The 24,888-nt window shown below is 70.7% G+C and carries 25 protein-coding genes; 20 read left to right on the top strand and 5 right to left on the bottom strand.

Translation table 11 applies throughout. From position 1 onward, the window contains the following. Complete coding sequence (locus MME74_RS14280) at positions 1-429, bottom strand: hypothetical protein (RefSeq protein WP_267415714.1); 429 nt, start codon at positions 427-429, stop codon at positions 1-3. Between the two features lie 74 nt (positions 430-503). Here MME74_RS14280 and MME74_RS14275 point away from each other — a divergent pair, with 74 nt between their 5' ends. From MME74_RS14275 to MME74_RS14265, 3 genes are read left to right on the top strand one after another with little or no spacing between them, the layout of a single operon-like run. Beyond that, the gene (locus tag MME74_RS14275; protein ID WP_267415713.1) at positions 504-854 is read left to right on the top strand and encodes a PLD nuclease N-terminal domain-containing protein; all 351 of its coding nucleotides are present in this window, start codon (positions 504-506) and stop codon (positions 852-854) included. 14 nt (positions 855-868) lie between these two features. Beyond that, complete coding sequence (gene menD, locus MME74_RS14270; protein WP_267418585.1) at positions 869-2,518, top strand: 2-succinyl-5-enolpyruvyl-6-hydroxy-3-cyclohexene-1-carboxylic-acid synthase; 1,650 nt, start codon at positions 869-871, stop codon at positions 2,516-2,518. Between the two features lie 16 nt (positions 2,519-2,534). Further along, positions 2,535-3,377 carry a PPK2 family polyphosphate kinase gene (locus tag MME74_RS14265; RefSeq protein WP_267415712.1) on the top strand — a complete coding sequence of 281 codons (843 nt, stop codon included), beginning with the start codon at positions 2,535-2,537 and terminating at the stop codon, positions 3,375-3,377. 113 nt (positions 3,378-3,490) lie between these two features. On the opposite strand, the gene MME74_RS14260 is transcribed toward MME74_RS14265, so the two are convergent. Then, positions 3,491-4,732, bottom strand: coding sequence for an isochorismate synthase (locus MME74_RS14260; RefSeq protein ID WP_267415711.1), 1,242 nt, complete (start codon positions 4,730-4,732; stop codon positions 3,491-3,493). 56 nt (positions 4,733-4,788) lie between these two features. On the opposite strand from MME74_RS14260, the gene MME74_RS14255 reads away from it, so the two are divergent. The 5 genes from MME74_RS14255 to MME74_RS14235 are packed head-to-tail and all read left to right on the top strand — an operon-like array spanning position 4,789 to position 9,678. Continuing rightward, on the top strand, positions 4,789-5,352 hold the full coding sequence (locus tag MME74_RS14255) for a hypothetical protein (protein WP_267415710.1): 564 nt from the start codon (positions 4,789-4,791) through the stop codon (positions 5,350-5,352). Further along, positions 5,349-6,068, top strand: coding sequence for a class I SAM-dependent methyltransferase (locus tag MME74_RS14250; protein WP_267415709.1), 720 nt, complete (start codon positions 5,349-5,351; stop codon positions 6,066-6,068). Before MME74_RS14255 ends, MME74_RS14250 begins: the two co-directional genes overlap by 4 nt. 46 nt (positions 6,069-6,114) lie before the next feature. Further along, positions 6,115-7,176 (top strand): polyprenyl synthetase family protein, encoded by a 1,062-nt coding sequence (locus MME74_RS14245; RefSeq protein WP_267415708.1) that lies wholly within the window; start codon positions 6,115-6,117, stop codon positions 7,174-7,176. Positions 7,177-7,236: 60 nt separating this feature from the next. Beyond that, complete coding sequence (locus tag MME74_RS14240; protein ID WP_267415707.1) at positions 7,237-8,610, top strand: FAD-dependent oxidoreductase; 1,374 nt, start codon at positions 7,237-7,239, stop codon at positions 8,608-8,610. A gap of 60 nt (positions 8,611-8,670) precedes the next feature. Then, the gene (locus MME74_RS14235) at positions 8,671-9,678 is read left to right on the top strand and encodes an alpha/beta hydrolase (protein ID WP_267415706.1); all 1,008 of its coding nucleotides are present in this window, start codon (positions 8,671-8,673) and stop codon (positions 9,676-9,678) included. Between the two features lie 6 nt (positions 9,679-9,684). Here the strand turns inward: MME74_RS14235 and MME74_RS14230 are convergent, their stop codons facing one another. Together MME74_RS14230 and MME74_RS14225 are read right to left on the bottom strand one after the other, a co-directional pair. Continuing rightward, positions 9,685-10,317, bottom strand: coding sequence for a GntR family transcriptional regulator (locus MME74_RS14230; protein WP_267415705.1), 633 nt, complete (start codon positions 10,315-10,317; stop codon positions 9,685-9,687). Positions 10,318-10,555: 238 nt separating this feature from the next. Continuing rightward, positions 10,556-11,044, bottom strand: coding sequence for a YajQ family cyclic di-GMP-binding protein (locus MME74_RS14225; RefSeq protein WP_267415704.1), 489 nt, complete (start codon positions 11,042-11,044; stop codon positions 10,556-10,558). 188 nt (positions 11,045-11,232) lie between these two features. Here MME74_RS14225 and MME74_RS14220 point away from each other — a divergent pair, with 188 nt between their 5' ends. The 12 genes from MME74_RS14220 (at position 11,233) to MME74_RS14165 (ending at position 21,474) form a co-directional block, all read left to right on the top strand. Continuing rightward, the gene (locus MME74_RS14220) at positions 11,233-12,444 is read left to right on the top strand and encodes a sugar ABC transporter substrate-binding protein (RefSeq protein ID WP_267415703.1); all 1,212 of its coding nucleotides are present in this window, start codon (positions 11,233-11,235) and stop codon (positions 12,442-12,444) included. A 70-nt stretch (positions 12,445-12,514) separates the two neighbouring features. Next, positions 12,515-14,119 carry an ABC transporter permease subunit gene (locus MME74_RS14215; protein WP_267415702.1) on the top strand — a complete coding sequence of 535 codons (1,605 nt, stop codon included), beginning with the start codon at positions 12,515-12,517 and terminating at the stop codon, positions 14,117-14,119. A 1-nt stretch (position 14,120) separates the two neighbouring features. Further along, on the top strand, positions 14,121-15,059 hold the full coding sequence (locus MME74_RS14210; RefSeq protein ID WP_267415701.1) for a sugar ABC transporter permease: 939 nt from the start codon (positions 14,121-14,123) through the stop codon (positions 15,057-15,059). 37 nt (positions 15,060-15,096) lie between these two features. After that, positions 15,097-15,954 (top strand): chitosanase, encoded by an 858-nt coding sequence (locus tag MME74_RS14205; RefSeq protein WP_324170115.1) that lies wholly within the window; start codon positions 15,097-15,099, stop codon positions 15,952-15,954. A gap of 44 nt (positions 15,955-15,998) precedes the next feature. Beyond that, complete coding sequence (locus tag MME74_RS14200) at positions 15,999-16,331, top strand: PadR family transcriptional regulator (protein WP_267415700.1); 333 nt, start codon at positions 15,999-16,001, stop codon at positions 16,329-16,331. Next, the gene (locus MME74_RS14195; RefSeq protein ID WP_267415699.1) at positions 16,328-16,981 is read left to right on the top strand and encodes an HAAS signaling domain-containing protein; all 654 of its coding nucleotides are present in this window, start codon (positions 16,328-16,330) and stop codon (positions 16,979-16,981) included. The genes MME74_RS14200 and MME74_RS14195 overlap by 4 nt, the downstream gene beginning before the upstream one ends. A gap of 49 nt (positions 16,982-17,030) precedes the next feature. Further along, on the top strand, positions 17,031-17,183 hold the full coding sequence (locus MME74_RS14190) for a hypothetical protein (protein ID WP_267415698.1): 153 nt from the start codon (positions 17,031-17,033) through the stop codon (positions 17,181-17,183). Positions 17,184-17,297: 114 nt separating this feature from the next. Further along, positions 17,298-18,326, top strand: a complete 1,029-nt coding sequence (locus MME74_RS14185) for an ABC transporter (protein ID WP_267415697.1) — start codon at positions 17,298-17,300, stop codon at positions 18,324-18,326. 65 nt (positions 18,327-18,391) lie between these two features. After that, on the top strand, positions 18,392-18,823 hold the full coding sequence (locus MME74_RS14180; RefSeq protein WP_267415696.1) for a hypothetical protein: 432 nt from the start codon (positions 18,392-18,394) through the stop codon (positions 18,821-18,823). Positions 18,824-18,914: 91 nt separating this feature from the next. Continuing rightward, entirely contained in the window at positions 18,915-19,562 is a 648-nt protein-coding gene (locus MME74_RS14175; protein WP_267415695.1) for a spermidine/putrescine ABC transporter substrate-binding protein, read from the top strand. Positions 19,563-19,645: 83 nt separating this feature from the next. After that, positions 19,646-20,644, top strand: coding sequence for an ATP-binding cassette domain-containing protein (locus MME74_RS14170; protein WP_267415694.1), 999 nt, complete (start codon positions 19,646-19,648; stop codon positions 20,642-20,644). After that, positions 20,641-21,474: an ABC transporter permease gene (locus tag MME74_RS14165; protein ID WP_267415693.1), complete on the top strand. Its 834-nt coding sequence runs from the start codon at positions 20,641-20,643 to the stop codon at positions 21,472-21,474. Before MME74_RS14170 ends, MME74_RS14165 begins: the two co-directional genes overlap by 4 nt. 26 nt (positions 21,475-21,500) lie before the next feature. Here MME74_RS14165 and MME74_RS14160 read toward each other — a convergent pair whose 3' ends face one another. Next, positions 21,501-24,710: an ATP-binding protein gene (locus MME74_RS14160; protein ID WP_267415692.1), complete on the bottom strand. Its 3,210-nt coding sequence runs from the start codon at positions 24,708-24,710 to the stop codon at positions 21,501-21,503. Positions 24,711-24,888 lie beyond the last annotated feature (178 nt).

The raw sequence follows: 24,888 nt of genomic DNA, 5'->3' as shown, positions 1-24,888 counted from the left end.
TCAGGTGCGAGAGATCGAGAGCTGTGTCAGGGAGAGGGCGTGGACGAGGGGGAGGGGACCGGCGCGGCTCGGTGCCACGGCGCGCGGGGCGCGGGCTCCGAGCGGACGGGTGCCGTGACCGACGACTCGACGGAAGAGCAGGACCAGAGCGACGCCGCAGAGCACCGCGAGGAGGCAGACCCCCAGGTCGGAGCCGAGCACGTCGACCGCCGTCGCGCCGTCGGTGGCGGACGCGGTGGGGGCGGCGCCGGCCGGGGCCGAGACACCGGAGGCGAGGCACAGCGAGGCGTGCACATCGGCGGATCCGCCGGAGGTGGACCACGCGCCGATCACGAGCAGGAGCGCGAGGCCGACCGCCGTGATCACCCGGGCGATCAGCATCCGCTCGGCCCGCGCTCGCGGTATCCGATCCGGCGATGAGGGCAGCATTTGCCGCGAAGTCTAGCAACCGCGCCTTGGTCCCACCGGGGCCGGGGTGCCGCGGACACGCCTACACTGGAGGGGTGGCGAGACTACTGATCATCGGCGGCTTCCTCGCCGCCGTGTTCTGGGTGTTCAGCATCGTCGACTGCGCAGTGCAGCCGGCGACGCGGCACCGGGGTGTGTCCAAGACCGCCTGGATCTTCATCGTCGTCCTGCTTCCCGTCATCGGCGGCATCCTCTGGTTCGTGATCGGCCGACGCCGCGCGAACGATCCCGGCGTCCGCCCCGTGATCGCTCCCGACGACGACCCCGCGTTCCTCCGCAGCATCAGCAAGACCGAGCAGGATGCCCGCATCCGTCGTCTCGAGGAAGAGCTCGCCCGGCTGGATGAGGAGACCGACGAGCCTCCCGCCACGGATCAGCGCCCGTGACCTCGTCGCCGGCCATGGATGCTGCGGCATCCCTGCTCGCCGACCTCGTCGCCCACGGCGTGCGCGACATCGTGCTGTCTCCCGGCTCGCGCTCGCAGGCCCTCGCGCTCGCCGCGGTCCGTCTCGCGGATGACGGGCACCTGCGGGTCCACGTGCGCATCGATGAGCGGGTGGCCGGGTTCACGGCGCTCGGCATCGCGCGGGAGACGGGCGTGCCCGCCGCGGTCGTCTGCACCTCGGGGACGGCCGTCGCCAACCTGCTGCCCGCGGTCCTGGAGGCGTTCCACGCGGGGGTGCCACTGCTCCTGCTCACGGCCGACCGTCCGCCCGAGCTGCGCGGCGTCGGCGCGAACCAGGCGACGCTGCAGGACGGCCTGTTCCACCCGTGGGTGCGCGACCAGGTCGATGCTCCCGTGCCGGGCGACGGAGGATGGGCCGGCCTCGCCGAGCGAGCCGTGTCCGCGGCGACCGGCGCCCGTGAGGTCGAGGGCGGCGTCCCCGGTGTCGCGGGCCCGGTGCACCTGAACCTGCCCTCCCGCGAGCCGCTCTCGGGCGGGCTGCCCCCGATCGTCGTCACCCCGGGGGAGGCGCCCGCCCCGCTCGGGGGTGAGCCGTTCGAGCTCGATCGCGGTCCCCGCACGGTCGTCATCGCGGGTGCCGATGCCGGTGCCGATGCCGAGGAGATCGCGCACGCCGGCGGCTGGCCGCTGATCGCCGAGATCGTGAGCGGGGCGCGGTTCGGACGCCAGGTGGTGCACGGCTACCGTCGCCTGCTGGCACGCGACGACCTCGGCGGACGCGTCGAGCGGGCCGTCGTGCTCGGGCATCCGACGCTCAGCCGCGAGGTCGCCGCCCTCCTCGCCCGCACGGATGTCGACATCATCGCGGTGCGCCGCGGCGGCGAGGAACTGAACCTCAACCACCGCTCGCGCGGCGTCGGCGCGGTCGTCGTCGCCCCCGGTGCCGCCGACCGCGTCTGGCTCGGCGAGTGGCTGCAGGCGTCGGCCGCCGAAGCCGTCGACCTGAGCGAGAGCGCCCCCGACCCGGAGGGCCTCGCATCCACCGACTTCGCCGCGCGCAGGGAGGCCGTGAAGGCCGAGCTCGACGCGGTCCGCCGTCCGCTCGATCGCGCACTGCTGGCCGACGCCGTGTGGCGCGCCACCTGGCCGCACGACCGCCTGGTGTTCGGCTCGTCGCGGCTCGTGCGGGTCGCCGACCAGGTGCTCGGCGGCAAGAAGGTCCCCGTGCACGCCAACCGGGGTCTCGCCGGCATCGACGGCACGATCGCCACGGCGACCGGGATCGCGCTCGCCAGCCAGGCGGCGGGCGCGCCGGGCGTGACCCGCGTGCTGCTCGGCGACCTCGCGTTCCTGCACGACGTCGGCGCCCTGCTGCTGCCCCCGGACGAGACCGAGCCGCGGCTGCAGGTCATCGTCGGCAACGACGGCGGCGGCACCATCTTCGACTCGCTGGAGGTCGCGGCGTCCGCGCGTCCCGGCGATCTCGACCGCGCCTTCTACACGCCCCACACCGTGCGCCTGGAGCACCTTGCGCTCGCCTACGGCTGGGAGTACCAGCGGGTCACCACCCGCACGGCGCTCGACCAGGCGCTGACCTCGCCGCGCGGCGGGCGTCAGATCATCGAGGTCCCGCTGGCCCGTTGACTGGCAGGATGTGCGTATGAACGCGCACACCTGGACGCAGAAGCTCCGTGTCGACGAGGGGTTCCGTCTCGCCGACGTCGACCCCGACACCAAGCCCGGCTACGTCGGCGGGAAGTCGCACGGCGCCCGCGATCTCGCCGCCGGGCTCGAGACCCTCAACGACCTGCAGGAGCGCCTGTTCGCCGAGAGCCGGGTCGGCGTGGCGAAGGATGCGGTGCTGCTGGTGCTGCAGGCCATGGATTCCGCAGGCAAGGGCGGGATCGTGCGGCACGTGGTCGGCGGCGTCGACCCGCAGGGCGTCGCGCTCGCCGCGTTCAAGGCGCCGACCGCGGAGGAGCGCGAGCACGACTTCCTCTGGCGCGTGGAGAAGCGGCTGCCCGAGCCGGGGTTCATCGGCGTCTTCGACCGCTCCCACTACGAGGACGTGCTGATCGGGCGCGTCCGCGAGCTCGCCGCGCCCGAGGAGATCGAGCGCCGTTACGACGCGATCAACGAGTTCGAGGCCCGTGTCGCGGCATCCGGCACCCGCATCGTCAAGGTCATGCTGCACATCTCGCCCGAGGAGCAGAAGTCCCGCCTGATGGAGCGCCTCGACCGCCCGGACAAGCACTGGAAGTACAACCCCGGCGACGTGGACGAGCGGCTGCTGTGGCCGCAGTACATGGAGGCCTACCAGACGGTGTTCGACCGCACCTCGACCGAGGCAGCGCCGTGGCACGTGATCCCGGCGAACGCCAAGTGGTACGCGCGCCTCGCCGTGCAGGAGCTGCTGCTCGCGGCCCTGGAGGACATCGATCCGCAGTGGCCGGTCGCCGACTTCGACATCGAGGCCGAGAAGAAGCGCCTCTCCGCCAGCTGAGCGTCGTCTCGTCTCGCTCCGCTCGCTCGACGACCGGTTTTCCTCCCAGCGAGGAGCCCCCGGTCGTTGAGCGAGGAGCGCAGCGACGAGACGAAACGTCCGCGCCGTCGCTCTCAGGCCAGCGCGTCGACCAGCGGTCGGAACTTCACGCGCGTCTCGAGCAGCTCGCTCTCCGGGTCGGAGCCGGCGACGATCCCGGCGCCCGCGTAGGCGGTCACGCCGATGTCGCCCTGGCGCCCGGTGAACTGGGCGCAGCGCAGCGCGATGGCCCATTCGCCGTTGCCCGCGGCATCCACCCAGCCGACCGGACCGGCGTAGCGCCCGCGATCGAAGGGCTCCAGCTCGCGGATCGCGGCGATGGCCGCGGGGGTCGGGGTTCCGGCGACCGCGGCGGTCGGATGCAGCGCCCGCACCAGGTCGAGCGCCGACTCGCCGTCGGCCAGCTCGCCCTCCACGTCGGTCGCGAGATGGAAGAGGTTCGGCAGCTTCAGCAGGAAGGGCTGCTCGCTCGCGGCCAGCGCCCTGGTGTGCGAGCGCAGGGAGGCGAGCACGCTCTGGACGGCGTACTCGTGCTCGTCGAGGTCCTTGGTGCTGGAGGCGAGGTGGGTGGATGCCGCGGTGTCGGCATCCGCATCGGCTCCACGGCCGATCGTGCCGGCGAGGACGCGCGCGGTGACGGTCCCACCGTGCACCGTCACCAGGGTCTCCGGGCTCGCGCCGATCAGTCCGTCCACGGCGAAGGCCCACGTGTCGGGGTAGCCGGTCGACAGGGCGCGCACGAGACGGCGCAGGTCCGACCCGGCGGGGATGCTGCCGGTCAGGTCCCGCGCGAGCACGACCTTGCTCAGCTCGCCGTCGGCGATGCGGGCGAGGGCGTGGCGCACCGAGTCCTGGTATCCCTGCGGGCTCTGGGCGCCGGGGCCGACGGTGCCGGCCCAGTGCGGTCCGTACGGCTGGGTGGCGAACTCCTCGTCGGGGTCCGATGATCCGGCGAGGCGGATGCGGGTCTCCCAGAATCGGTCCCCGTGCCGGCCGAGCACCTTCGTGGGCACCACGAGCACGCTGTCGGCGGCCGACTCCTCGTCGAAGGTGAATGCGCCGAACGCGACCAGGCCGGTCCCGGGAAGCCCGAGCGGGTCGCTGATCTCCGCCTCGGCCGCCATGCCGCGCCAGGTCGTCGCGATCGGCACCCGGGAGCCCGGGCGCGTGCGCAGCTGGGCGAGCGGTGCGCCGACCGCCACGATCCCGTCTCCGCGGCGCAGCCACGCGAGAGGACGGGCGGGGTCCGCGTAGGCCAGGAGGTCTTCGACCGGGTCGATCTCTCGGGTCTCCACGACCAGGTGGGTGGTGTGCACGAACCCAGCCTATTCCGCTCAGGGGGCATGGATCCGCGTGGTCGTAGGGTGAGCGGATGAGCGACGCACGCCCCGCACCCGGCACCGAGATGGTCTTCCAATGGCGCAAGTGGGACGGGTCGCCGCACTGGCGGCACGAGTGCGTGTACCTCGGCGCCGACGAGTGGGGCGACTGGATCGGGCAGCCCGTCGGCTGGCACAGCGTGCGACCGGGCGCCGAGTTCCACGCGGGCGGACCGAACGTCACCCTCGTCCCGGCGAGCGGCGACCACGCGCTGACGGTGAACCGCCGCCACCGCAAGGGCATGCGGATCTACATCGACCTGGGGTGGGACATCCGCTGGTCCGACGACCCCCTGCTCGCGACCGGCATCGACATGGACCTCGACGTGGTGCGCGTCGAGGGCGCGCGCGGCACCTGGGTCGACGACCGCGACGAGTGGGCCGACCACAGCGCCCGCTACGGCTATCCGGCCGATGTCATGACACACCTCGAGGCCCTCGCGCTCGACCTCGAGGATCGGGTGCGCGCACGGGTCGCGCCGTTCGACGACGCCACCGCCGATCCCTGGCTCGACCGCCTCGAAGCGCTGGGCCTCGCGCCTAGACTGAACCCGTGACCCCGAACGAGAAGAACCGCGCCGATCTCGGCAAGGACCCCGCCCGCGTGAGCGGCATGTTCGACCAGGTCGCCGCAGGGTATGACCGCACGAACACGGCGATGACCTTCGGCAACGACGTCCTGTGGCGTGCGGCCACGACCCGTGCGGTCGCGCCGAAGCCGGGGGAGCGGATCCTCGACCTCGGAGCGGGAACCGCCTCGTCCTCCGCCTCGCTCGCACGCAGCGGCGCCGAGGTGGTCGCCGCCGACTTCTCGCCGGGGATGCTCGCCGAGGGCGAGCGCCGCCACGGCACGATGCGCAACCTGTCGTTCGTCCAGGCCGATGCGACCGATCTCCCGTTCCCGGATGAGACGTTCGACGCGGTCACCATGTCGTACGCGCTGCGCAACGTCAACGACCCGAAGAAGGCGCTGCGGGAGCTGTACCGCGTGACGAAGCCGGGCGGTCGGCTCGTGATCAACGAGTTCTCGACCCCGCCGGCCAAGCTGTTCCGCGGTGCGTACCGCTTCTACAACGCCCAGGTGCTGCCCCGGGTCGCCCGCGTCGCCGGCACCAACGGCGACGCCTACGACTACCTCAACGAGTCGATCCGCGAGTGGCCCGACCAGAAGCGGCTCTCCGCCTGGATCCGGGAAGCGGGCTGGGGCGACGTCGCGTACCGCAACCTCTCGTTCGGCATCGTCGCCCTGCACAGAGCGCGCAAGCCCGAGTGATCCTCCCGGGCGAACCGCGGCACCGCGACGCAGGTAGGCTGGGGACGTGACTTCGAGCCCCATCGCCCCGGGTTCGCGACTGGCGAGCCGTCTCGGCTTCAGCGATCGCGTCTTCATCGGCCCCGCCGCGCGTCGTGTCGCCCACGCGATCGAAGACGGCCTCGAGCTCGTCGAGACCGGACTCGCGGAAGACGTGCGCGTCGCCGACCCTCTGGCCGATGCCGCCAGCCGCTACCTGTACGAGGCCGGTGGCAAGCGCATCCGTCCCGTGCTCACGCTCCTGGCCGCTCAACTGGGAGACGGCAACAGGACCGAGGTGATCGACGTCGCCAAGGCGCTCGAGATCACGCACCTCGGATCCCTGTACCACGACGACGTCATGGACGGCGCCGATCGCCGCCGCGGAGTGCCGGCCGCGCACGCGGTGTGGGGCAACAACATCGCGATCCTCACCGGCGACATCCTGTTCTCCCGTGCCAGCCAGCTGATGTCGCGTCTCGGCGAGCGTGCGATCCGGCTGCAGGCCGACACGTTCGAGCGTCTCGTCCTCGGACAGATGCACGAGACGCTCGGCCCGCAGGAGGGCGACGACCCGATCGCGTTCTACATCCAGGTGCTCGCCGACAAGACCGGCTCGCTGATCGCCGCCGCCACGCAGGGCGGGGTGATCTTCTCCAACGCTCCCTCGGAGTACGAGGAGCCCCTGCGCGTCTACGGCGAGAAGATCGGCGTCGCGTTCCAGCTGCTCGACGACGTGATCGACCTGTCGGCGAAGCCGGAGGAGACCGGGAAGGTCCCCGGCACCGACCTGCGCGCCGGCGTCCCGACCATGCCCTACCTGCTGCTCAAGGCCGAGGGCGATGCGGCATCCGTCGACCTCGCGGCGCGGATCGACGACGGGGTCGCCCTCATCGCCGACGGCGCCGATCCCGCGATCCTCGACGGACCGCTGGACGAGCTGCGCGACCACGCCGTGACGCAGAAGACCCTGGAACTCGCCCATACCTGGACCCAGGATGCGATCGATGCACTCGGACCGCTGCCGCGCGGCACGGTGCGCGAGGCGCTGACCCGATTCGCTGAGACCCTCGCCGAACGCTCCAGCTGATCTCGCGCGGCGGCCCGTCGGGTCGCGCGCCGGCTGCGACGGCACACGAAAGGACCTCCCATGACCAAGCTCAGACTGGCCATCGTCGGTGCGGGCCCCGCCGGCATCTACGCCGCGGACATCCTCCTGAAGGCCGAGCGCAAGTTCGACGTCTCGATCGACCTCTTCGAGCAGCTCCCCGCTCCGTACGGGCTGGTGCGGTACGGGGTCGCTCCCGACCACCCCCGCATCAAGGGCATCATCACGGCTCTCCGCGACGTGCTGGACCGCGGTGACATCCGCCTGTTCGGCAACGTGCGCTTCGGTGAGGACATCACCCTCGAAGACCTCAAGAAGCACTACAACGCGGTGATCTTCGCGACCGGTGCGATCCGCGACACCTCGCTCGAGATCCCGGGGATCGACGCGGTCGGCTCCTACGGCGCGGCCGACTACGTCAGCTGGTTCGACGGGCACCCCGACGTGCCGCGCGAGTGGCCGCTGGACGCCGCCTCGGTCGGTGTGCTCGGCAACGGCAACGTCGCACTCGACGTCGCACGCATGCTCGCCAAGCATGCCGAGGATCTGCTCGTCACCGAGGTCCCCGCGAACGTCTACGAGGGCCTCCAGGCCAGCGAGGTCACCGACGTCCACGTCTTCGGCCGTCGTGGCCCCGCGCAGGTGAAGTTCACGCCCCTCGAGCTCCGCGAGCTCGGCGAGCTGCGCGACGTCGACATGGTCGTCTACGACGAGGACTTCGACTACGACGACGCCGCGAAGGATGCCGTCGCCAGCAACAAGCAGGTCATGGTCATCGACCGCATCCTGCAGTCCTGGCGCAAGCGCGACTCGGTCAACAACGCCGGAGGCACGGCGTCGCGTCGACTGCACCTGCACTTCTGGGCCAAGCCGGTCGAGGTCCGCAAGGACGAGAACGGTCGCGTCGCTGCCCTCGTGTACGAGCGCACCCAGCCCGACGGCCAGGGCGGCGCGGTGGGCACCGGCGAGCTGCGCGAGGTGCCGCTCCAGGCGCTCTACCGTGCGATCGGCTACTTCGGCTCGCCGCTGCCCGGCGTGCCCTTCGACAAGAAGCACGGCGTGATCCCGAACCGCGAGGGCCAGGTGCTCGCGAAGGACTCGAACGAGCGCGTCCCCGGCATCTACGCGACCGGATGGATCAAGCGCGGCCCGGTCGGCCTGATCGGTCACACCAAGTCCGACGCCATGGAGACCGTGCGGCACATCATCAACGACCAGGGTTCCTGGTGGCACGCAGAGGACCCCTCGGAGGAGGCCATCCCGGCACTCCTGGAGGAGCGCGGCGTGCAGTGGACCGACCTGGACGGATGGCACCGCCTCGACGAGCACGAGATCGCCCTCGGTGCGCCGGCGGAGCGCGCTCGCGTCAAGGTCGTCCCGCGCGACGAGATGGTCCGCGTCTCGCGCGGCGAGTAGTCCGTCCGTTCGCCCTCCTCGGTCGCCTCGGCTAGCCTGGCGACGACGGGGGAGGACCGCATGGCCGACTGGATGCCCGATGTGCTCGGCGACGAGTTCGAGCAGCTGACGCTCGACCTCGGCTCGGACGATCAGGGACCGGTGGTGGCGACCCTGGTCCGTGCCCTCCCGACCGAGCCGGGGTGGTGGGACCGCGTGCGCGGGGAGCGTCCCCTCCTCGACGGCGTCGATGTGCTGTACGTGCACGGCTGGTCGGACTACTTCTTCCAGAAGCGGCTGGCGCGGTTCTGGACCTCGCGGGGAGCCCGTTTCTTCGCTCTCGACCTGCGCAAGTACGGCCGCAGCCTCCGTGAAGGCCAGACCCCCGGGTACATCGCCGACCTCGCGACCTACGACGAGGACATCGCGGCGGCCCTCGACGCGATGGGTCGGGGCGAGGGGGGAACCCATACCGGGCGACGCCTCGTGCTGCTCGGACACTCCACGGGCGGACTCACGCTGAGCCTGTGGGCATCCCGGCATCCGGATGCGGCGGACGCGGTGATCCTGAACAGTCCGTGGCTCGAGTTCCAGTTCGCACCCGCCAGGGCGGCGATCGCGCCGATGGTCGAGCTGCAGGCGCGGCTCCGTCCGCTGGAGGCCGCTCCGCAGGTCGACCTGGGGTTCTACACGCGCGCGCAGCAGGAGGTCGCGGATCCCGATGATCCGATGGACGTGAACCTCGAGTGGCGCCCGACCCAGACCATGGCCGTGTACGCGGGCTGGCTGCACGCGATCCTCTCCGGACACAAGGCGGTGGCGGCCGGCCTGTCGATCACGGCTCCGGTGTGCGTGCTGCTCTCGGCGCGCTTCGTGCCCCCGACCCGGTGGTCGGAGGATCTCACGTCCGCCGACTCGGTGCTGGTCGTCGACGACATCGCCCGCGCCGCTCTCCGTCTCGGGTCCACCGTCACGGTGGAGCGCATCGACGGTGCCCTGCACGACGTCTTCCTGTCCCGCCACGAGGCGCGGGAAGACGCCTATCGCCGTCTGGAGCGCTGGGTCACGGGCTGGTGCGCCGCCGGCTGATCCGGGTCACAGGTAGTACATCGCCCGGACCAGGTGCTCCGCGCCCGCACCGTCGCCCTTGCGGACGGCGTCGCTGAAGTCGATGTACACCTGACGCATCCTGCCGCGGTCGGCCGTGGGCACAGCCCAGTCGCGCAGGTTCCGGAACAGCACCGTGCTCGCATCCTCCATCAGCGTGCGATGCTGCGCGTTGCCGCTGTGCTCGCCGAGGTACGCGAACACCGCCCAGCGCGCGTCCGAGGTCCGCGCGGCGTCGTCGAGCGAGGCGTGCATCCCGACGGCGAGTCGTACGACGTGCTCGCGCTCCGCCGCCGTGAGCCGCGGGATCGCGAGGCGCGCGGCGACGCCGGCCTGGTAGCCCGCGAACTCGAGGGACTGCGCGATCGTCTCCGCGGTGACCTCCGTGACCTCGGTGTACCGGCTCGGATACATCGTCACCATGCCGAGACGCTCCAGCCGTTGCAGCGCCTCGCGCACCGGCGTGCGTGAGACGTGCAGCTCTTCGGCGACGTCGACGTCGCGGATGCGTTCACCCGCGGCCAGCGTGCCGTCGATGATCTGTCTGCCGACGTAGTCGAAGACCTCTTCGGCCAGGAGCTGCTTGCTCTCGCCGACGCTCGTCGATCCCGTGGTTCCCATGGATCCGCCCCCAGTCGTCCCTCGTCGGAGTGTGCTCGATCGCGCGCCCCTGCGACCGTCCCCATGAGCGATCGCGGGAGCGACAGCACGGCTCCGGTTCTGCTACCAACATTTCACATGCCGCACTTTACTCGGTTCACCCCGGAGCGGTATATCAGAATGCGATCCGTCGTCGGCACGAGAGAGGGCCCCCGCGGATCGATGATCCTCGGGGGCCCTCCGTGCCGGAGCTCTGCGCTCAGCGGTAGTTGATGAACTGCAGGTCGAGGTCGAGGTCCGACCCCTTCAGCAGGGCGATGACCGACTGGAGGTCGTCGCGGCTCTTGGACTGGACGCGCAGTTCGTCGCCCTGGATCTGGCTCTTGACGCCCTTGGGGCCCTCATCGCGGATGATCTTGTTGATCTTCTTCGCGTTCTCCGAGGAGATGCCGTCCTTGAGCGTCGAGACGATGCGGAACTCCTTGCCACTGGCGAACGGGTCGCCGGAGTCCAGGCTCTTCAGGGAGATGCCGCGCTTGATGAGCTTGGACTGGAACACGTCGAGGACGGCCTTCGCCCGCTCCTCGGTGTTCGCGATGATGAGGATGCTCTCGCCGCTCCAGGCGATCGACGCACCCGTGCCCTTGAAGTCGTAGCGCTGCTCGATCTCCTTGCGGGCCTGGTTCAGGGCGTTCTCGGCCTCCTGGTGATCCACCTTGGAGACGATGTCAAATGAGCTGTCAGCCATACAGGAAGTGTATCGAGCCTGCCGATTTCCCGATGGCGTGGAAGCGTTTTCACACCGTTCCCGGCGAATCAGCTCGGTCACGGGTTGATATCGACGCCCTCCTCCGTTGCAAATGCCGTCGAGTTCGATGCATACTGTAAGCGCTTGCAGTCCATGCAGGCCCACAGCACTGAGAGAGGCACACACCAATGAAGGTGAACAAGAGGGGCATCGTCGCCGCAGGCGCCATCGCCATCGTTTCGACTCTGACGCTCGCCGGCTGCGCCGCAGGGACCAGCGGCGACGACACCTCCGGCTCGAAGGACAGCAGCGGGAAGCTGGTCGTCTGGGTCGACGCCGAGCGCGTCGACGCACTCCAGAGCGCTGCCGACTCGTACCAGGACAAGACCGGCGTCAAGGTCGAGCTGGTCGGCAAGTCGGTCGACGACATGAAGGACGACTTCATCCAGCAGGTCCCGACCGGCAAGGGCCCCGATGTCGTCATGGGCGCCCACGACTGGCTGGGCGAGCTCTCCACGAACGGCGTCGTCGCGCCGATCGAGCTGGGCGACAGCTCTGAGGACTACCTCCCCGTCGCGCTGCAGGCGGCCACCTACGAGGGCACGGTCTACATGCTTCCGTATGCCGTCGAGAACATCGCGGTGCTGCGCAACGCCGACCTGGTCCCGACCGCCCCGACGAGCTTCGACGACATGGTCTCCAAGGGCACGTTCGTCGTGGAGCAGGGCGCCGAGGGCAATCCGTACCACCTGTACCCGTTCCAGACGGCTTTCGGCGCTCCGGTCTTCGGCATGGATGACAGCGGCAGTTACGACCCCACCGACCTCCAGCTCGGCAGCGCGGGCGGCTTCGCCTTCGCTGACTGGCTCGGCGCGCAGGGTGCCGCGGGCGTGCTGAACACCGACGTCGACGGCGAGATCGCCAAGCAGCAGTTCCTCGACGGCACCGCCGCCTTCTGGCTGACCGGTCCGTGGAACGTCGGCGCGGCCACGGATGCCGGCATCAACGTCGCGATCGACCCGATCCCGAGCCCGACCGGGGAGACCGCGTCGCCGTTCGCCGGCGTCAAGGGCTTCTTCGTGAGCTCGGAGTCGAAGAACAAGGTCGCCGCGAACGACTTCCTCGTCAACTACATCGGCACGGAGGACGTGCAGCTCGAGCTGTTCAAGGCCGGCAACGTCCTGCCCGCGCTAACGGCCGCCGCCGACACCGCCGCCTCCGACCCGATCATCGCCGGCTTCCAGGCCGTGGGCGCCGACGCCGTCCCGATGCCCGCCATCCCGGCCATGGGCTCGGTGTGGCAGTACTGGGGCGTCGCCGAGGCCGCGATCATCAACGGCGCGGACCCGAAGGCGACGTGGCAGAAGCTCGTCGACGACGTGACCGCCGCGATCAAGTAACGACACAGCGCACAGACCCGGCCGGGGCGAGCGGATTCCGCCGCCCCGGCCGGATCATGACGAGGACGACATGACAGACACCGAAGAGCGCACCGCTCCTCCGACCCGACGCCAGCGACAGGCCGCGAAGATCGCGGAGGCCGCATCCGGCCCGATCGGCTGGATGCTGCTCAAGATCATCCTGCTGGCCATCGTCGACGCGATCGCCCTCTACGCCGCGTTCGTGCTCTTCCTGCATCAGGAATGGCTGATCCTCGGCATCGTCGTCGCGGTCGCGATCCTCGTCAACTACATCTACTTCTCCCGCAAGCGCATCGCGGCGAAGTACCTGACGCCCGGCATCATCTTCCTGATCGTGTTCCAGGTGTTCACACTGCTCTACACCGGCTACATCGGGTTCACGAACTACGGCACCGGTCACAACGGCACCAAGGACCAGGCGATCTCCTCGCTCCTCGCCTCGGCGCAGGAGCGGGTCGAGGACTCGCCGACGTACCCGGTGAAGGTTGTCGAGCAGTTCGGCACCTACGGTCTGCTCGTGACCGACCCGGAGTCGGGCGATGCTCTCCTCGGCACGGCCGAGCAGCCGCTGGCGGACGTCGACGCCGAGTTCGAGGGCGGCCAGGCAGTCGCGGTCGACGGGTGGACGACGCTCCCGCTCGCCACCGTCTTCACCCTCTCCAGCGAGCTGGAGCAGCTGTCGGTTCCGTTCAGCGACGACCCGAACGACGGCAGTCTGCGCGCGCCGGACGGGCAGAAGGGCTACCTGTACGTCTCGACGCTCGAGTACGACGCGGCCGCCGACACGATCACCGACAGCACCACGGGGACGGTCTACGCGGACACGGGCGACGGAGCCTTCACGGCGGAGGACGGGGAGCAGCTGCTGCCCGGCTGGCAGACCACCGTCGGCTTCGACAACTTCGTGCGCGCGGTCACCGACTCCTCGATCCGCGGGCCGCTCATCTCGGTGACGCTGTGGACCTTCGCGTTCGCACTGATCTCGGTCGCGACGACGTTCTTCCTCGGGCTCCTGCTGGCACTCGTCTTCAACAACACGCGGATGCGGTTCCGCAACGGCTACCGGATCATCCTGATCCTCCCGTACGCGTTCCCCGCCTTCCTCTCGGCCCTCGTCTGGGCCGGCATGATGAACGAGAGCTTCGGCTTCATCAACCAGGTCATCTTCGGCGGAGCCGCCATCCCGTGGCTGACGGATCCGACGCTGGCCAAGGTGTCGGTGCTGCTCGTGAACCTCTGGCTCGGCTTCCCGTACATGTTCCTCGTCTGCATGGGCGCCCTGCAGGGCATCCCGGAGGATGTGAACGAGGCGGCCGTCATGGACGGCGCGAACCCGTGGCAGGTCTTCCGCCGGATCAAGCTCCCGCTCCTGCTCGTCACCGTCGCCCCGCTGCTGATCTCGTCGTTCGCGTTCAACTTCAACAACTTCAACCTGATCTACATGCTCACCAACGGCGGGCCGCGCTTCAGCGACGTGTCCATCCCCGTCGGGCACACCGACATCCTGATCTCGATGGTCTACAAGGTGGCCTTCACCGGGCAGACCCGTGACTACGGCCTGGCTTCGGCGTTCACCATCCTGATCTTCATCGTGGTCGCGACCATCTCGATCATCAGCTTCCGCAAGACCAAGGCCCTCGAGGAGCTGAACTGACATGAGCACCGCCGGCCCCGCCACCACCCGCTCCGCCGCCACTCCCGCCGACATCGACCTGCAGCGCCTCGCTCCGCGTCGCCGCAGCTTCGGCGCCTGGTTCGCCGACACCGGATGGCGACACGTCGTCGCGATCGTCGTGAGCGCCTTCGCCCTGTTCCCCCTGCTGTACGTGGTTTCGGCGTCGCTGAATCCGAAGGGGACGCTGACCGGCTCGAACCAGCTGTTCTCCGCGATCGGCATCGACAGCTACGTGCGCATCCTGAGCGACCCGCAGAACCCCTACGGGACCTGGTTCCTCAACACCCTGCTGATCGCCGTGGTCACCGGAGCCGTCACGGTCTTCATCGGCGCCTGTGCGGCATATGCCTTCTCGCGCATGCGGTTCGCCGGGCGTCGCGTCGGACTGGTGACGATCGTGGTGGTGCAGATGTTCCCGCAGCTGCTCGCCGTGGTCGCGATCTTCCTGCTCATGTCGACGCTGGGGGACTGGTTCCCCGCCATCGGACTGAACACGCACACGGGTCTGATCCTGGTGTACCTCGGCGGCGCGCTCGGCGTGAACACCTACCTGATGTACGGGTTCTTCAACACGATCCCGAAGGAGATCGACGAGGCCGCCCGCATCGACGGCGCCGGCCATGCGCGGATCTTCTTCACGATCATCCTGCGTCTGGTCGCACCGATCCTCGCGGTGGTCGGGCTCCTGTCCTTCATCGGAACGGTCAACGAGTACGTCATCGCGAGCGTGATGCTCGTCGATGTGGATCAGCAGACGCTCGTCGTCGGACTGACCAAGCTGGTGGCGAACCCGCGTTACGCGGACTGGTCGGCCTTCTCGGCCGGCGCCGTCATGGCCGCGATCCCCGTCATGATCCTGTTCCTCTTCCTGCAGAAGTACATCGTCGGCGGGCTGACGGCCGGCGCGACGAAGGGCTGATCGCACGACGCACGGCGGGGTTGTCTACGATGCGTGGATGACCCCGCATCCGTCCGCCTCCGCAGCTCCTCCCCGCCGACGTGGCCTGATCGCGCTGGTCGTGGTCCTGGCGGTCGTCGTCCTCGCCGCCGGGGGAGTCGCCGTGTGGGCGACGGCCCGCGGTGCCGCGGCCGCCGCCGTCACGCTGCGGGATCCCGTCAAGCGCGAGATCGCGATGGAGCTCGTCGCCTCGGCGGAGAACTCCACACTCGCCTGGTACGACCGCTACGACTACATCGAGGACATCGGCGACGAGCGGGGCTACACCGGCGGACTGGTGGGCTTCACCTCCGGCACGCACGACATGCTCATGCTCGTCGAGCGCTACACGGAGAAGGCGCCGGACAACCGACTCGCGGAGTTCCTGCCCGCGCTCCGGGCGGTGGACGGCACCGACTCGCACGAGGGTCTCGGCGAGGCGTTCGAGGAGGCATGGCGTGCAGAGGCCGCTCAGCCAGCATTCCAGCAGGCGCAGCGCGACGAGGTGGATCGGCTGTACTTCGAGCCCGCGGTCGGACAGGCGCTCTCCGACGGGCTCGGCGTGCTCGGACAGTTCATCTACTTCGATGCGATGGTGATGCACGGCGATTCCGGCTTCGCATCGATCCGCGACGCGGCCCTGCGCGCGCAGGCGACCCCGGCGGACGGCGGCGACCAGGTCGCCTATCTCCACGCCTTCCTCGACGCGCGCGCCGACGAGATGCGCGCCGAGGCGGCGCACGAGGACACCAGCCGGATCGACACCGCGCAGCGGACGTTCCTCGACGCCGGCAACCTCTCGCTCGATCCGCCGTTGCGCTGGTCGGTGTACGGCGACCCCTACGAGATCGAGAGCGCCCCGCCGTCCCGGTGGTGAAGCGGGCTTCCCACTAGCTTGCCTGGCATGCTACCTTGTCATGCATGACAGCTGACATCGGCGCCCAGATGCGCAAGGGAGTGGTCGAGTACTGCGTGCTCGGTCTCCTCTCGCGCGAGCCGATGTACGGCTGGCAGCTCGCGGACGCGCTCAGCGGCGCCGGGCTGATCGCGAGCATCGGCACGCTCTACCCGCTGCTGGGAAGGCTGCGGGACAACGGCTGGGTCAGCACGTTCGACCTGCCGTCCGAGAGCGGGCCCGTGCGCAAGTATTACCGGCTCACGGAAGCCGGGATCGAGCAGCTCGAGCGCTTCCGCGCGCAGTGGACACCGTTCGCCCGTGTCGTCACGGGCATCGTCGGAGAGGGACGACCATGACACAGATCACCGCAGACACCCTGCGCGAGGAGTACCTCGCGCGCCTCGACGAGGCCATGCGCGGGCTGCCGCACGGTGTCGCCTCCGACATCCGCGGGGGCATCGTGGAGGAGCTCGACGGGCTCGACGCCGACGCGACCGCCGCGCGCATCGCCCAGCTGGGGGATCCGGTGGCCATCGCCCGCGAGGCGCAGGACGAGGTGCCGTCCCTGCCTCCGGTCGTGGTCGCGGCGCCCATGACGGCCTCGTCCGCGCCGCGTCCGGCGACGACCTCGACGCGCGGATTCGCGATCGCCGCGGCCCTGACCCTCAGCTTCGGCGGGATCGTGCTCCCGATCGTCGGGTGGTTCGTGGGCGCCGTGCTGGTCAGCCTGAGCTCGCTCTGGAAGACCTGGGAGAAGGTCGTCGCGATCGTCGTGCCGTTCGTGGTGGGCACGCTGTCGCTGCTCCTGCTCATGACGATGGCCGGCTTCGCCGCGTGGGAGTCGACCGGCAGGTCCTCGGGGACGGGCACCCCGCCGGCCGCGAACCCGCTCGTGCCTGCGTGGTACGACGTCATCTGGATCGGGGCGATGGGGCTCGGGCTCCTCCTCATCCCGGCATCCGGTCTGTGGTTGCTCTGGCGGCTCCGGGGTCGCTCCGCCCGCTGATCGGCGTTGCGCCCGCGCACCGCACGCCATCGGCCCTAGCGTGGGAGTCATGGCACGGGTCGGAGGGCGCAACCTCGGGATGAGCTGGTTCGCCGGCATCGTGTGCGTCGGCATCATCGGGGCGCTCATCTGGCTGTCCCTTCCCATGCTCCCGGTGCTCGCGGAGTTCGCCGGCACCGCGTTGCGCAGCGCCCTTCCCTGAGCACGCGGGACCGCGCGGGGAACCGCGTATGACGACACGTCGGCACGCCTGCGGGAGCGGTCGTCGGCCCGGCGGTACCCTCACAATGCACACATCCGATGAGAGGCGCACCCCATGAGTGACCCCGACGCTCCCCAGCCCGAGAAGCCGGCTGACGTCGACGACGTCGTCGGCAGCGCGAACGCCGGTCTCGACGCCGCCGCGGCCGCGGGTGCAGACGTTCCCGGCACCGTCGGCCCGCCGGAGGGCGAGCCGACCGACGCCGCCGCAGACAAGACCATCGATCCCGACCTCGCCGCGTTCGAAGCCGCCGAGCGCGATCACCCCGGCACGTTCGCGCCGCCGCCTCCCGCCGCGTCCTCCGTGCCGGAGGAGGAACCGCGTCCGTGGACCGAAGCGCCGCGCGAGGAGGAGGTCGACTCGTCGTCCTTCTACCCCGAGGCGAGCGTCGCCGCCCCCGTCCCGTTCGGCCACGAGGGCTCGGGCATGACGGGCACGCCCTACGCGCAGTACGGTGACGAGGTCGAGACGCGCATCGTCCCGTCCGAGCCGCTGGTCGCCGCATCCGCCTCCCAGCCGCAGCCGATCTTCGTGCAGGCCCCCGAGCCGCCCCGCGACCGCGGCAACCGCGGCACCGCCGGCCTGATCGGGCTGCTCGCCACCCTCGTCTTCGCCGTCCTGTACCTCGGAGCGGCGCTCGGCTTCGGCGCGATCGCCGGCGACGTGAGCGGCGAGAACATCGGCGAAGCCGCTCTCGCGCCGCTGACCACGTGGGGATACTGGACGCCCGTCGTGGTCTTCTTCCTCGGCTTCTGGCTTCTCGGCGCGATCATCAACCGCGGCCGCTGGGGCCTGTGGGTCGTGTTCGGCATCATCGTCGGCGTCATCGCCTACGCGGGGCACATCCTCGGACAGTTGTTCGAGGCGCCCTTCTGGAAGCTCACCGCCTCCCAGGGCCTCGACCTGGTCGGCGAGCAGCTGCTGGCACCGCTGGCCATCGCCGCCTTCGTGTTCGCCCGTGAGCTGACCATCTGGTTCGGCGCCTGGGTCTCCCGCAGCGGCGCCCGCAAGACCGAGCTGAACGCCGAGGCCCAGCGCGAGTATGAGCGGACGCTCGAAGCCGGTCCGACTCTGCCGAGGTAATCACGAACTCCACCACGCCGAACCCCCGCGGGCCCGAGTCCGCGGGGGTTTCCGCTGTCCTCGCCGTGGCTCTGGCCACCATCAGCTACTTCGCCCTCGCGGTGTTCGGGCTCGGCGCGCTGAGCGTGGCCACCGACACCGACATCATCGCGGTGCCGGATCTGGGGCAGGCACCCGGGGTGATCGGCATGGCCGTCGCCGTCGTGGTGTTCGGGCTCATGCTGTGGTCGACGCTGCGCCGTCACCGCCCGTCGTACGTGGCGACCATCGCCATCAGCCTGCTCGCCGCGCTCGCCCACCTGATCGCGGTGTGGCTCGTGGTGCTCACCGGCTCGGGCATCGTCCTCGCGACAGCGGTGGTCGGCGATCTGGTCCGCGGTGGCGCGAGTGCGATCCTGGTGACGGCCGGGCTGATCGCCGCGTGGGGTGGCATCGCCCTCCGTCGCACCCGCGCCGAGCATCCGCGCTGGCCGTGGGAGCGCGACGAGGAGGAATGACCTCGCGGCGCCGACTCGCACCGGAGCGGGTCGCCCCGCCGAGACGCGGGAAATCGCGACGGTGACGGGCGACGCGCCGTACGCTGGTGGGGTGGAGCGCTCATTGGAGACGCAGGTGGACCAGGCCGTCGAAGCCTGGTTGCGCTGGGTGCCGCGCTGGGAGCCGGCGACCCACCGCGGCCGCGTCGCGCCGTGCCGCCGCTGTCTCGGCTCTCCCATCCTCTCCGCGGCCGGTATCGGCGCGAACACCCCGCACGGCGTGCAGCACGGGCTCTCGACGCGGATCAAGACGATCGTCGACCATGCCGTCGCGGAGTACACGGCGCGCAACCTCCCGATGCTGCAGCGCGAGCTCGACCAGCAGGCCGCGCGCAACCGCGCCCGCAGCTACCGCCCCGCCGAAGACCTCGACCCCGAGTTCGACGGTCTCCCTCTCGATCCGGAGCCCGTTCCGGGGGCGCCGTTCCTGTTCACGATCGCCGGTCTCGCCGACGACTCCGCCGCCGCGCTGCCCGCGCTGCCGCCCCTCACCGAGGAGGCGAAGATCGCCCTCCGCCAGGAGGTCGCCCTCGCCGACGAGTACGCGAACCTGGTCGGCCGCGAGATCTGCGGCATCCTGCTGCGGCACCGGATCCACATCCAGGCGGCGATCTCCCAGCACGTCGAGCCGCAGATCGAGGCGCTGCTCGCGGAGCTGACCGAGTCCCTGGACTCCCCGTTCGACCCCGATCTGCCCTGAGCCGCGGCCGCCCACCGACGTCGTGACAGTCGCTGTCACCGCGACGACAGCGCCGTGAAAGCGGGGCGGCGGATGCTGTGGGCATGACAGATCTCACATCAGACTGGGCCGTCGAGGCCGAGGGGCTCGTGAAGGTGTTCGGTCAGAACCGGGCGGTCGACGGCGTCGACCTCCGGGTCAAGACCGGCACCGTCTACGGCGTGCTCGGTCCGAACGGCGCCGGCAAGACCACGACCATCAACATGCTCGCCACCCTGATGCGCCCGGACGGCGGCACCGGCCGCGTCTTCGGCCACGACGTCGTCCGCGAGCCGCAGGTGGTGCGTCAGCTCATCGGCGTCACCGGACAGTTCGCCTCGGTCGACGAGACGCTCTCCGCCAACGAGAACCTCATGATCTTCTCCCGCCTGCTCGGACTCTCCCGCGCCGAGGCGCGGAGCAAGTCCGTCGAGCTGCTCGAGCGGTTCGGGCTGAGCGAGGCGGCGCGGCGTCCACTCAAGGACTTCAGCGGCGGCATGCGTCGTCGCCTCGACCTCGCGGCGTCGCTCATCGCGCAGCCGCCCCTCATCTTCCTGGACGAGCCGACCACCGGACTCGACCCCCGCACCCGCGGGCAGATGTGGGACACGATCCGGGAGCTCGTCGCGACCGGCTCGACCGTCCTGCTCACCACGCAGTATCTCGACGAGGCGGATCAGCTCGCCGACCGCATCGCCGTGATCGATCGCGGACGCGTGGTCGCCGAGGGCACCGCCGACGAGCTGAAGGCGTCCGTGGGCAGCTCGAGTCTGCAGCTGCGGCTCGCCGACGCCGCCGACACCGCGGACGCGCTCGTCTCCATCGAGCGGATCCTGGGGGTGCGTGGCACGCTCTCGCCGGAGGCCGCCCGGATCACGGCGCCGATGGCCGATGCCGACCGCATCGCCGACCTGCTCATCGCCCTGCGCGAGTCCGGGATCGGGGTCTCCGAGCTCAGCGTGCAGAAGCCGACCCTCGACGAGGTTTTCCTCACCATCACCGGGCATGACGCCACGGACCAGGACGCGCCCGCCGAGGCGCAGAAGGAAGAGGTGCCCGCATGAGCGCCATCGCCGAAGCTCCGCGCCGGATGATCGTCCCCGCGTCGGAGCGCCGACTCAAGAACCACACCAGCATCGTCCAGACCGTGCAGAACACGCTCACGATGGCGTATCGCGGACTCGTGAAGATCCGGCGCACGCCCGAGCAGCTGTTCGACGTCACGCTGCAGCCGATCATCTTCACGCTCATGTTCACGTACATCTTCGGCGGGGCGATCTCGGGGGACGTGGCCTCGTACCTGCCCACGATCATCCCGGGCATCCTCGTGCAGACGGTCATCACCACCTCGGTCGTCACCGGCACCCAGCTGCGTGAGGACATGGACAAGGGGGTGTTCGACCGCTTCCGGTCGCTGCCCATCGCCCGCATCGCCCCGCTCTCCGGGGCGCTGCTGGCCGACACGATCCGCTATGCGATCGCCACCACGCTCACCTTCACGATGGGCTTCATCATGGGTCTGCGCCCGGAAGGCGGCATCGGCGCGGTCATCGGCGCCGGACTGCTCGTGATCGCGTGCTCGTGGGCGATCAGCTGGATCTTCGCCTTCTTCGGAGTGATCGCGCGCACGGCGTCGAGCGTGCAGGGCATCTCGATGCTCGTGCTGTTCCCGCTCACGTTCCTCTCGAACGCGTTCGTCCCCGTCGACACCATGCCGGGGTGGCTTCAGGGCTTCGTGAACATCAACCCGGTCTCGCACCTGGTGACGGCGGTGCGGGAGATCGTCAACAACGGCGTCTTCGGCGCCGACGCCTGGATCTCGCTCCTCGGCGCGGCCGTGATCGTCGCGATCTTCGCGCCGCTCACCGTGCGGGCCTACATGCGGAAGGCCTGATCCGTCCCTCGAAGCGCCCCGCGTGGTCAGACCGCGCGGGGCGTCTCGCGCATCCGGAACACGTCGAGCGCCCGGGTGGCGAGCTCGTCCGGCGGGTAGCCCGCGACGGCGGCACGGGCGGTGGCCACGGCATCCCGGCCGAGGATCGAGGTCGCGCGGGCGAGCAGCACGTCGAGGTGCAGGCTCGGCAGATCCTGTCGACCGCCCAGAGCCTCGGCCAGGGCGAGCGCCAGCAGCCCGCGGTCCTGCAGCGCCGGTTCCGTGAGGGCCCAGGTCGACCACCCGGCGAGGGCCGTCCCCAGCACCGGACGGTCGATGTACTCCGAGCGCATCCGCGCGATCGCCAGCATGCGGGTGCGCAGCCGTCGAGCCCAGTGCGTCGCGCTCTGCGAGGTCTCGAGACCGTCGAGGACGGATGCCGAGACGAAGCTGGCCATCACGAGCAGGAACCACGGCGAGGCGCGCTGGTCGTGCGAGCGGAACGTGATCATCGATCGCTCGTAGTGCATCGCGGCGATCTCGGTCAGTCCGCGGTCTCGGGCGACCTCGGCCAGCCCGACCCATCCCACGGAGGCGAACTCCAGCCCTTCCGGGGTGAGCTCGCTCACGTGGGTGAGCTGCTCGAAGAGCTCCTCCGCCTCCTCCCACCTGCCCAGGCTCACGAGGCTGACGCCGCGGGTCCAGTCCTGCTGGCGCCGTTCGTCGAGGATGTCGAAGGACTCGGACCCGCGCCGGGCGCGATCGAGCCAGATCAGGGCCTCCGTGGGGCGAGCGGACTGGCTGGCCACCTGCGCCGCGGAGCTGGCCGACAGCGAGGCGAGCCAGCGGTCGCCCGCGTGCTCCGCCAGCTCCCACGCCCGCTGCGCCGCTGCTCCGGCGGCGGCCGCCTCGCCCTGATTCTCGGCCGACTGGGCGGTGAGGAACTCGCCGACGAGGCGGACCGACGCGTCGGGGGAGAGCCGCTGCATCGCGAGGATCTTCGACATCCTGGCCGGTCGGGCGGCGGCACCGGCGAGAGCGGCGAGGGCGTCCCAGGCCGGGCTCGGACCGGGGACCTCCTCCCGGAGGTGCCGGATCCGCCGGAAGATGCGCAGCCCGCGCGGATCGTCCCCGACCAGCGCGAGGAGCGCGCACACCAGCACCACGGGCGCCAGCACGTCGGCCGGCACCGCCCCGTCGGGGAGGTGCTCGACGAGGGGGAGCATCGACGGGGCGAAGCCGATGAGCTCGGTGAACGCGCCGCGCACCACCCACGACGAGGTGAGCACGGCGAAGACGCCGACCGCCTCGGGGGCCAGCCCGCCGTCGAGCGCGTGTCGCAGCGCGGCGACGAGGTTGTCGTTCTCGGCGTTCAGCTCGCGCAGGACGCTCGGCTGCAGGGGTGAGAACTCCCCGAATATCCCGGCACCCGGCATGCGGGTGAAGCTGCAGGCCCAGGCGAGGACCGCCGCCCAGGCCGCGTCCTCGCCGCCGTCCTCGACGAGTCGCGCGAGCCCGAACTCGCGCACCGTCTCCAGCATGCGGAAGCGGATGCCGTCGTGATCCGCGGTCTCGACCACCACGACCAGCGACTGATCGGCGAGACGGTCGAGCAGGTCGTCGGCCGTGTCCTGACCGAGCACGGCCGCCGCGGTGCCGGCGGAGAACCCGGCGGGCAGCACCGCGAGGCGGGCGAGCGCGTGACGCGCATCCGGGTCGAGCAGGTCCCAGCTCCACTCGATCACCGCCTGCAGGGTCCGATGGCGGGCGGGCGCTGCGCGATCGGCGGTGGTGAGCAGCGCGAAGCGGTTCTCCAGTCGCGACTCGATCTGCTCGACGGTCATGGTCCGCATGCGGGCGGCCGCGAGCTCGATGGCCAGGGGCAGGCCGTCGAGGCGTCGGCACAGGCGCGCGACGACGGCCGGGGGAAGCGCGGCGCCGGGACGCACGGCCGCAGCCCGCTCGAGGAACAGGCGCACCGCCGGGCCCGGGTCGCCCGCCTCCTCGATGGGGAGGGGGGCCAGCGGGTACACCGACTCGGCGGAGATCGCCACGGGGGTGCGACTGGTGGTGAGGATGCGCAGGCTCGGGAGCGTGGAGAGCATCTCCGTGGCCCAGGCGGCGACGGCGTCGATGATCTGCTCGCAGTTGTCGAGCACGAGGAGAGCCGGCCGCTCGCCCAGCATGGCGACGATGCGCGTGCGCAGATCGGGCTGCGCGCGGGCGTCGGCCAGCGTGCCGCCGGTGCGGGTCTCGCTGATGCCGAGAGCGGCGCCGATCGCCGGCTCCAGGTCGGCGGCGTCGCGGATGCTGGCGAGCGGGATGACTGCGACGAGCGGGGCGTCGGAAGCGGCGGCCACCGCCTGGGCCAGCCGGGTCTTGCCGAGGCCGCCCGCGCCGAGAACGGTCACCAGGCGTGAGCCGGTGAGCTGGTCGGAGATGCGGGCCAGGTCGTCGTCGCGGCCGATCAGCGCGTTGGGTGCGGAGCGCAGCCCGATCCGCACGGGCGCGGGGCCGGCGGTGGCCTCTCCCCGGAGGAGGCGGGTGTTCAGGGCGGTGATCGTCGGCCCGGGGGAGGAGCCGAGGTCGTCGCGCAGACGCTCGCGCAGCTGCGCGAACACCGCGACGGCCTCCTGCGGACGATCGGCCGCGGCGAGAGCCTCCATGAGGCGCGCGTGGGCGCCCTCGTCGTAGGGCTGCGTCTCGGCGAGCGAACGCAGCGCGGGGATCGCCTCGTCCGCTCGGCCCAGGACCACCAGCGTCCGACCGCGGAGGTCGTCGAGACGGGCGCGCAGGGCGGCGGCCATGTCCCTCAGCTCCGCGCCGACGGGGGAGCGATCCAGGTCCGCGCCGATCTCGCCCCGCCAGAGTGAGAGTGCCTCGTCGACCAGCGTCAATCGCGCCGGGTCCCCGTCGGCGAGTCGCGTGGCCTCGCCCTCGAGAGCCCGAGCGCGCGCCAGGTCGGTGCCGCCCGCGTCGGCAAGCGCGTAGCCGGCGGCGGTGCTGCGGATCAGGTCGGTGCCGGCGACCGCCCGGAGGCGCGAGATCAGTGTCTGCACGGACCCTCGCGGATGGGCGGGCAGGTCGTCATCCGTCCAGATGTCGGCGGCCAGAGCCTCGATGCCGCGCGGGCGTCCATCGCCCAGGGCGAGGGCGACCAGGAGCGCGCGCGTGGTCGGGCCGGGAAGCTCGACCGCCCCGTCGCCCGAGGTCACGGTCGCCGGACCCAGCACGGCGACCCGGGGCGGCTCCTTCATCACCACGCCAGCCTAGCCGCGGCCGGACTTGCGTTCATTTGACCGTCACGTTACGCGGCATTACACTTGACCAGGTGTGTGCACGTCTCGACGTGCGCACTGGGCGTCGGCACCATGCCGGTCCGCCCCCACGGCATACCCATCACACCAAAAGCTCGTCGATTCCGGCGTGCCGGTG

This window comes from Microbacterium oxydans (assembly GCF_026559675.1).
In the GTDB taxonomy this organism is placed as follows: Bacteria; Actinomycetota; Actinomycetes; order Actinomycetales; family Microbacteriaceae; genus Microbacterium; species Microbacterium oxydans_D.
This window is presented reverse-complemented; position numbering and strand designations above follow the sequence as displayed.

What these genes read in the sequence shown, in the direction of transcription:
- MME74_RS14200 (WP_267415700.1), top strand. Translation starts at nt 15,999, where the DNA reads ATGACAGCTGACATCGGCGCCCAGATGCGCAAGGGAGTGGTCGAGTAC.
- MME74_RS14190 (WP_267415698.1), top strand. Translation starts at nt 17,031, where the DNA reads ATGGCACGGGTCGGAGGGCGCAACCTCGGGATGAGCTGGTTCGCCGGC.
- MME74_RS14160 (WP_267415692.1), bottom strand. Translation starts at nt 24,710, where the DNA reads ATGAAGGAGCCGCCCCGGGTCGCCGTGCTGGGTCCGGCGACCGTGACC.
- MME74_RS14185 (WP_267415697.1), top strand. Translation starts at nt 17,298, where the DNA reads ATGAGTGACCCCGACGCTCCCCAGCCCGAGAAGCCGGCTGACGTCGAC.
- MME74_RS14255 (WP_267415710.1), top strand. Translation starts at nt 4,789, where the DNA reads ATGAGCGACGCACGCCCCGCACCCGGCACCGAGATGGTCTTCCAATGG.
- menD (WP_267418585.1), top strand. Translation starts at nt 869, where the DNA reads ATGGATGCTGCGGCATCCCTGCTCGCCGACCTCGTCGCCCACGGCGTG.
- MME74_RS14265 (WP_267415712.1), top strand. Translation starts at nt 2,535, where the DNA reads ATGAACGCGCACACCTGGACGCAGAAGCTCCGTGTCGACGAGGGGTTC.
- MME74_RS14165 (WP_267415693.1), top strand. Translation starts at nt 20,641, where the DNA reads ATGAGCGCCATCGCCGAAGCTCCGCGCCGGATGATCGTCCCCGCGTCG.
- MME74_RS14210 (WP_267415701.1), top strand. Translation starts at nt 14,121, where the DNA reads ATGAGCACCGCCGGCCCCGCCACCACCCGCTCCGCCGCCACTCCCGCC.
- MME74_RS14240 (WP_267415707.1), top strand. Translation starts at nt 7,237, where the DNA reads ATGACCAAGCTCAGACTGGCCATCGTCGGTGCGGGCCCCGCCGGCATC.
- MME74_RS14170 (WP_267415694.1), top strand. Translation starts at nt 19,646, where the DNA reads ATGACAGATCTCACATCAGACTGGGCCGTCGAGGCCGAGGGGCTCGTG.
- MME74_RS14220 (WP_267415703.1), top strand. Translation starts at nt 11,233, where the DNA reads ATGAAGGTGAACAAGAGGGGCATCGTCGCCGCAGGCGCCATCGCCATC.
- MME74_RS14225 (WP_267415704.1), bottom strand. Translation starts at nt 11,044, where the DNA reads ATGGCTGACAGCTCATTTGACATCGTCTCCAAGGTGGATCACCAGGAG.
- MME74_RS14215 (WP_267415702.1), top strand. Translation starts at nt 12,515, where the DNA reads ATGACAGACACCGAAGAGCGCACCGCTCCTCCGACCCGACGCCAGCGA.
- MME74_RS14205 (WP_324170115.1), top strand. Translation starts at nt 15,097, where the DNA reads ATGACCCCGCATCCGTCCGCCTCCGCAGCTCCTCCCCGCCGACGTGGC.
- MME74_RS14280 (WP_267415714.1), bottom strand. Translation starts at nt 429, where the DNA reads ATGCTGCCCTCATCGCCGGATCGGATACCGCGAGCGCGGGCCGAGCGG.
- MME74_RS14195 (WP_267415699.1), top strand. Translation starts at nt 16,328, where the DNA reads ATGACACAGATCACCGCAGACACCCTGCGCGAGGAGTACCTCGCGCGC.
- MME74_RS14230 (WP_267415705.1), bottom strand. Translation starts at nt 10,317, where the DNA reads ATGGGAACCACGGGATCGACGAGCGTCGGCGAGAGCAAGCAGCTCCTG.
- MME74_RS14235 (WP_267415706.1), top strand. Translation starts at nt 8,671, where the DNA reads ATGGCCGACTGGATGCCCGATGTGCTCGGCGACGAGTTCGAGCAGCTG.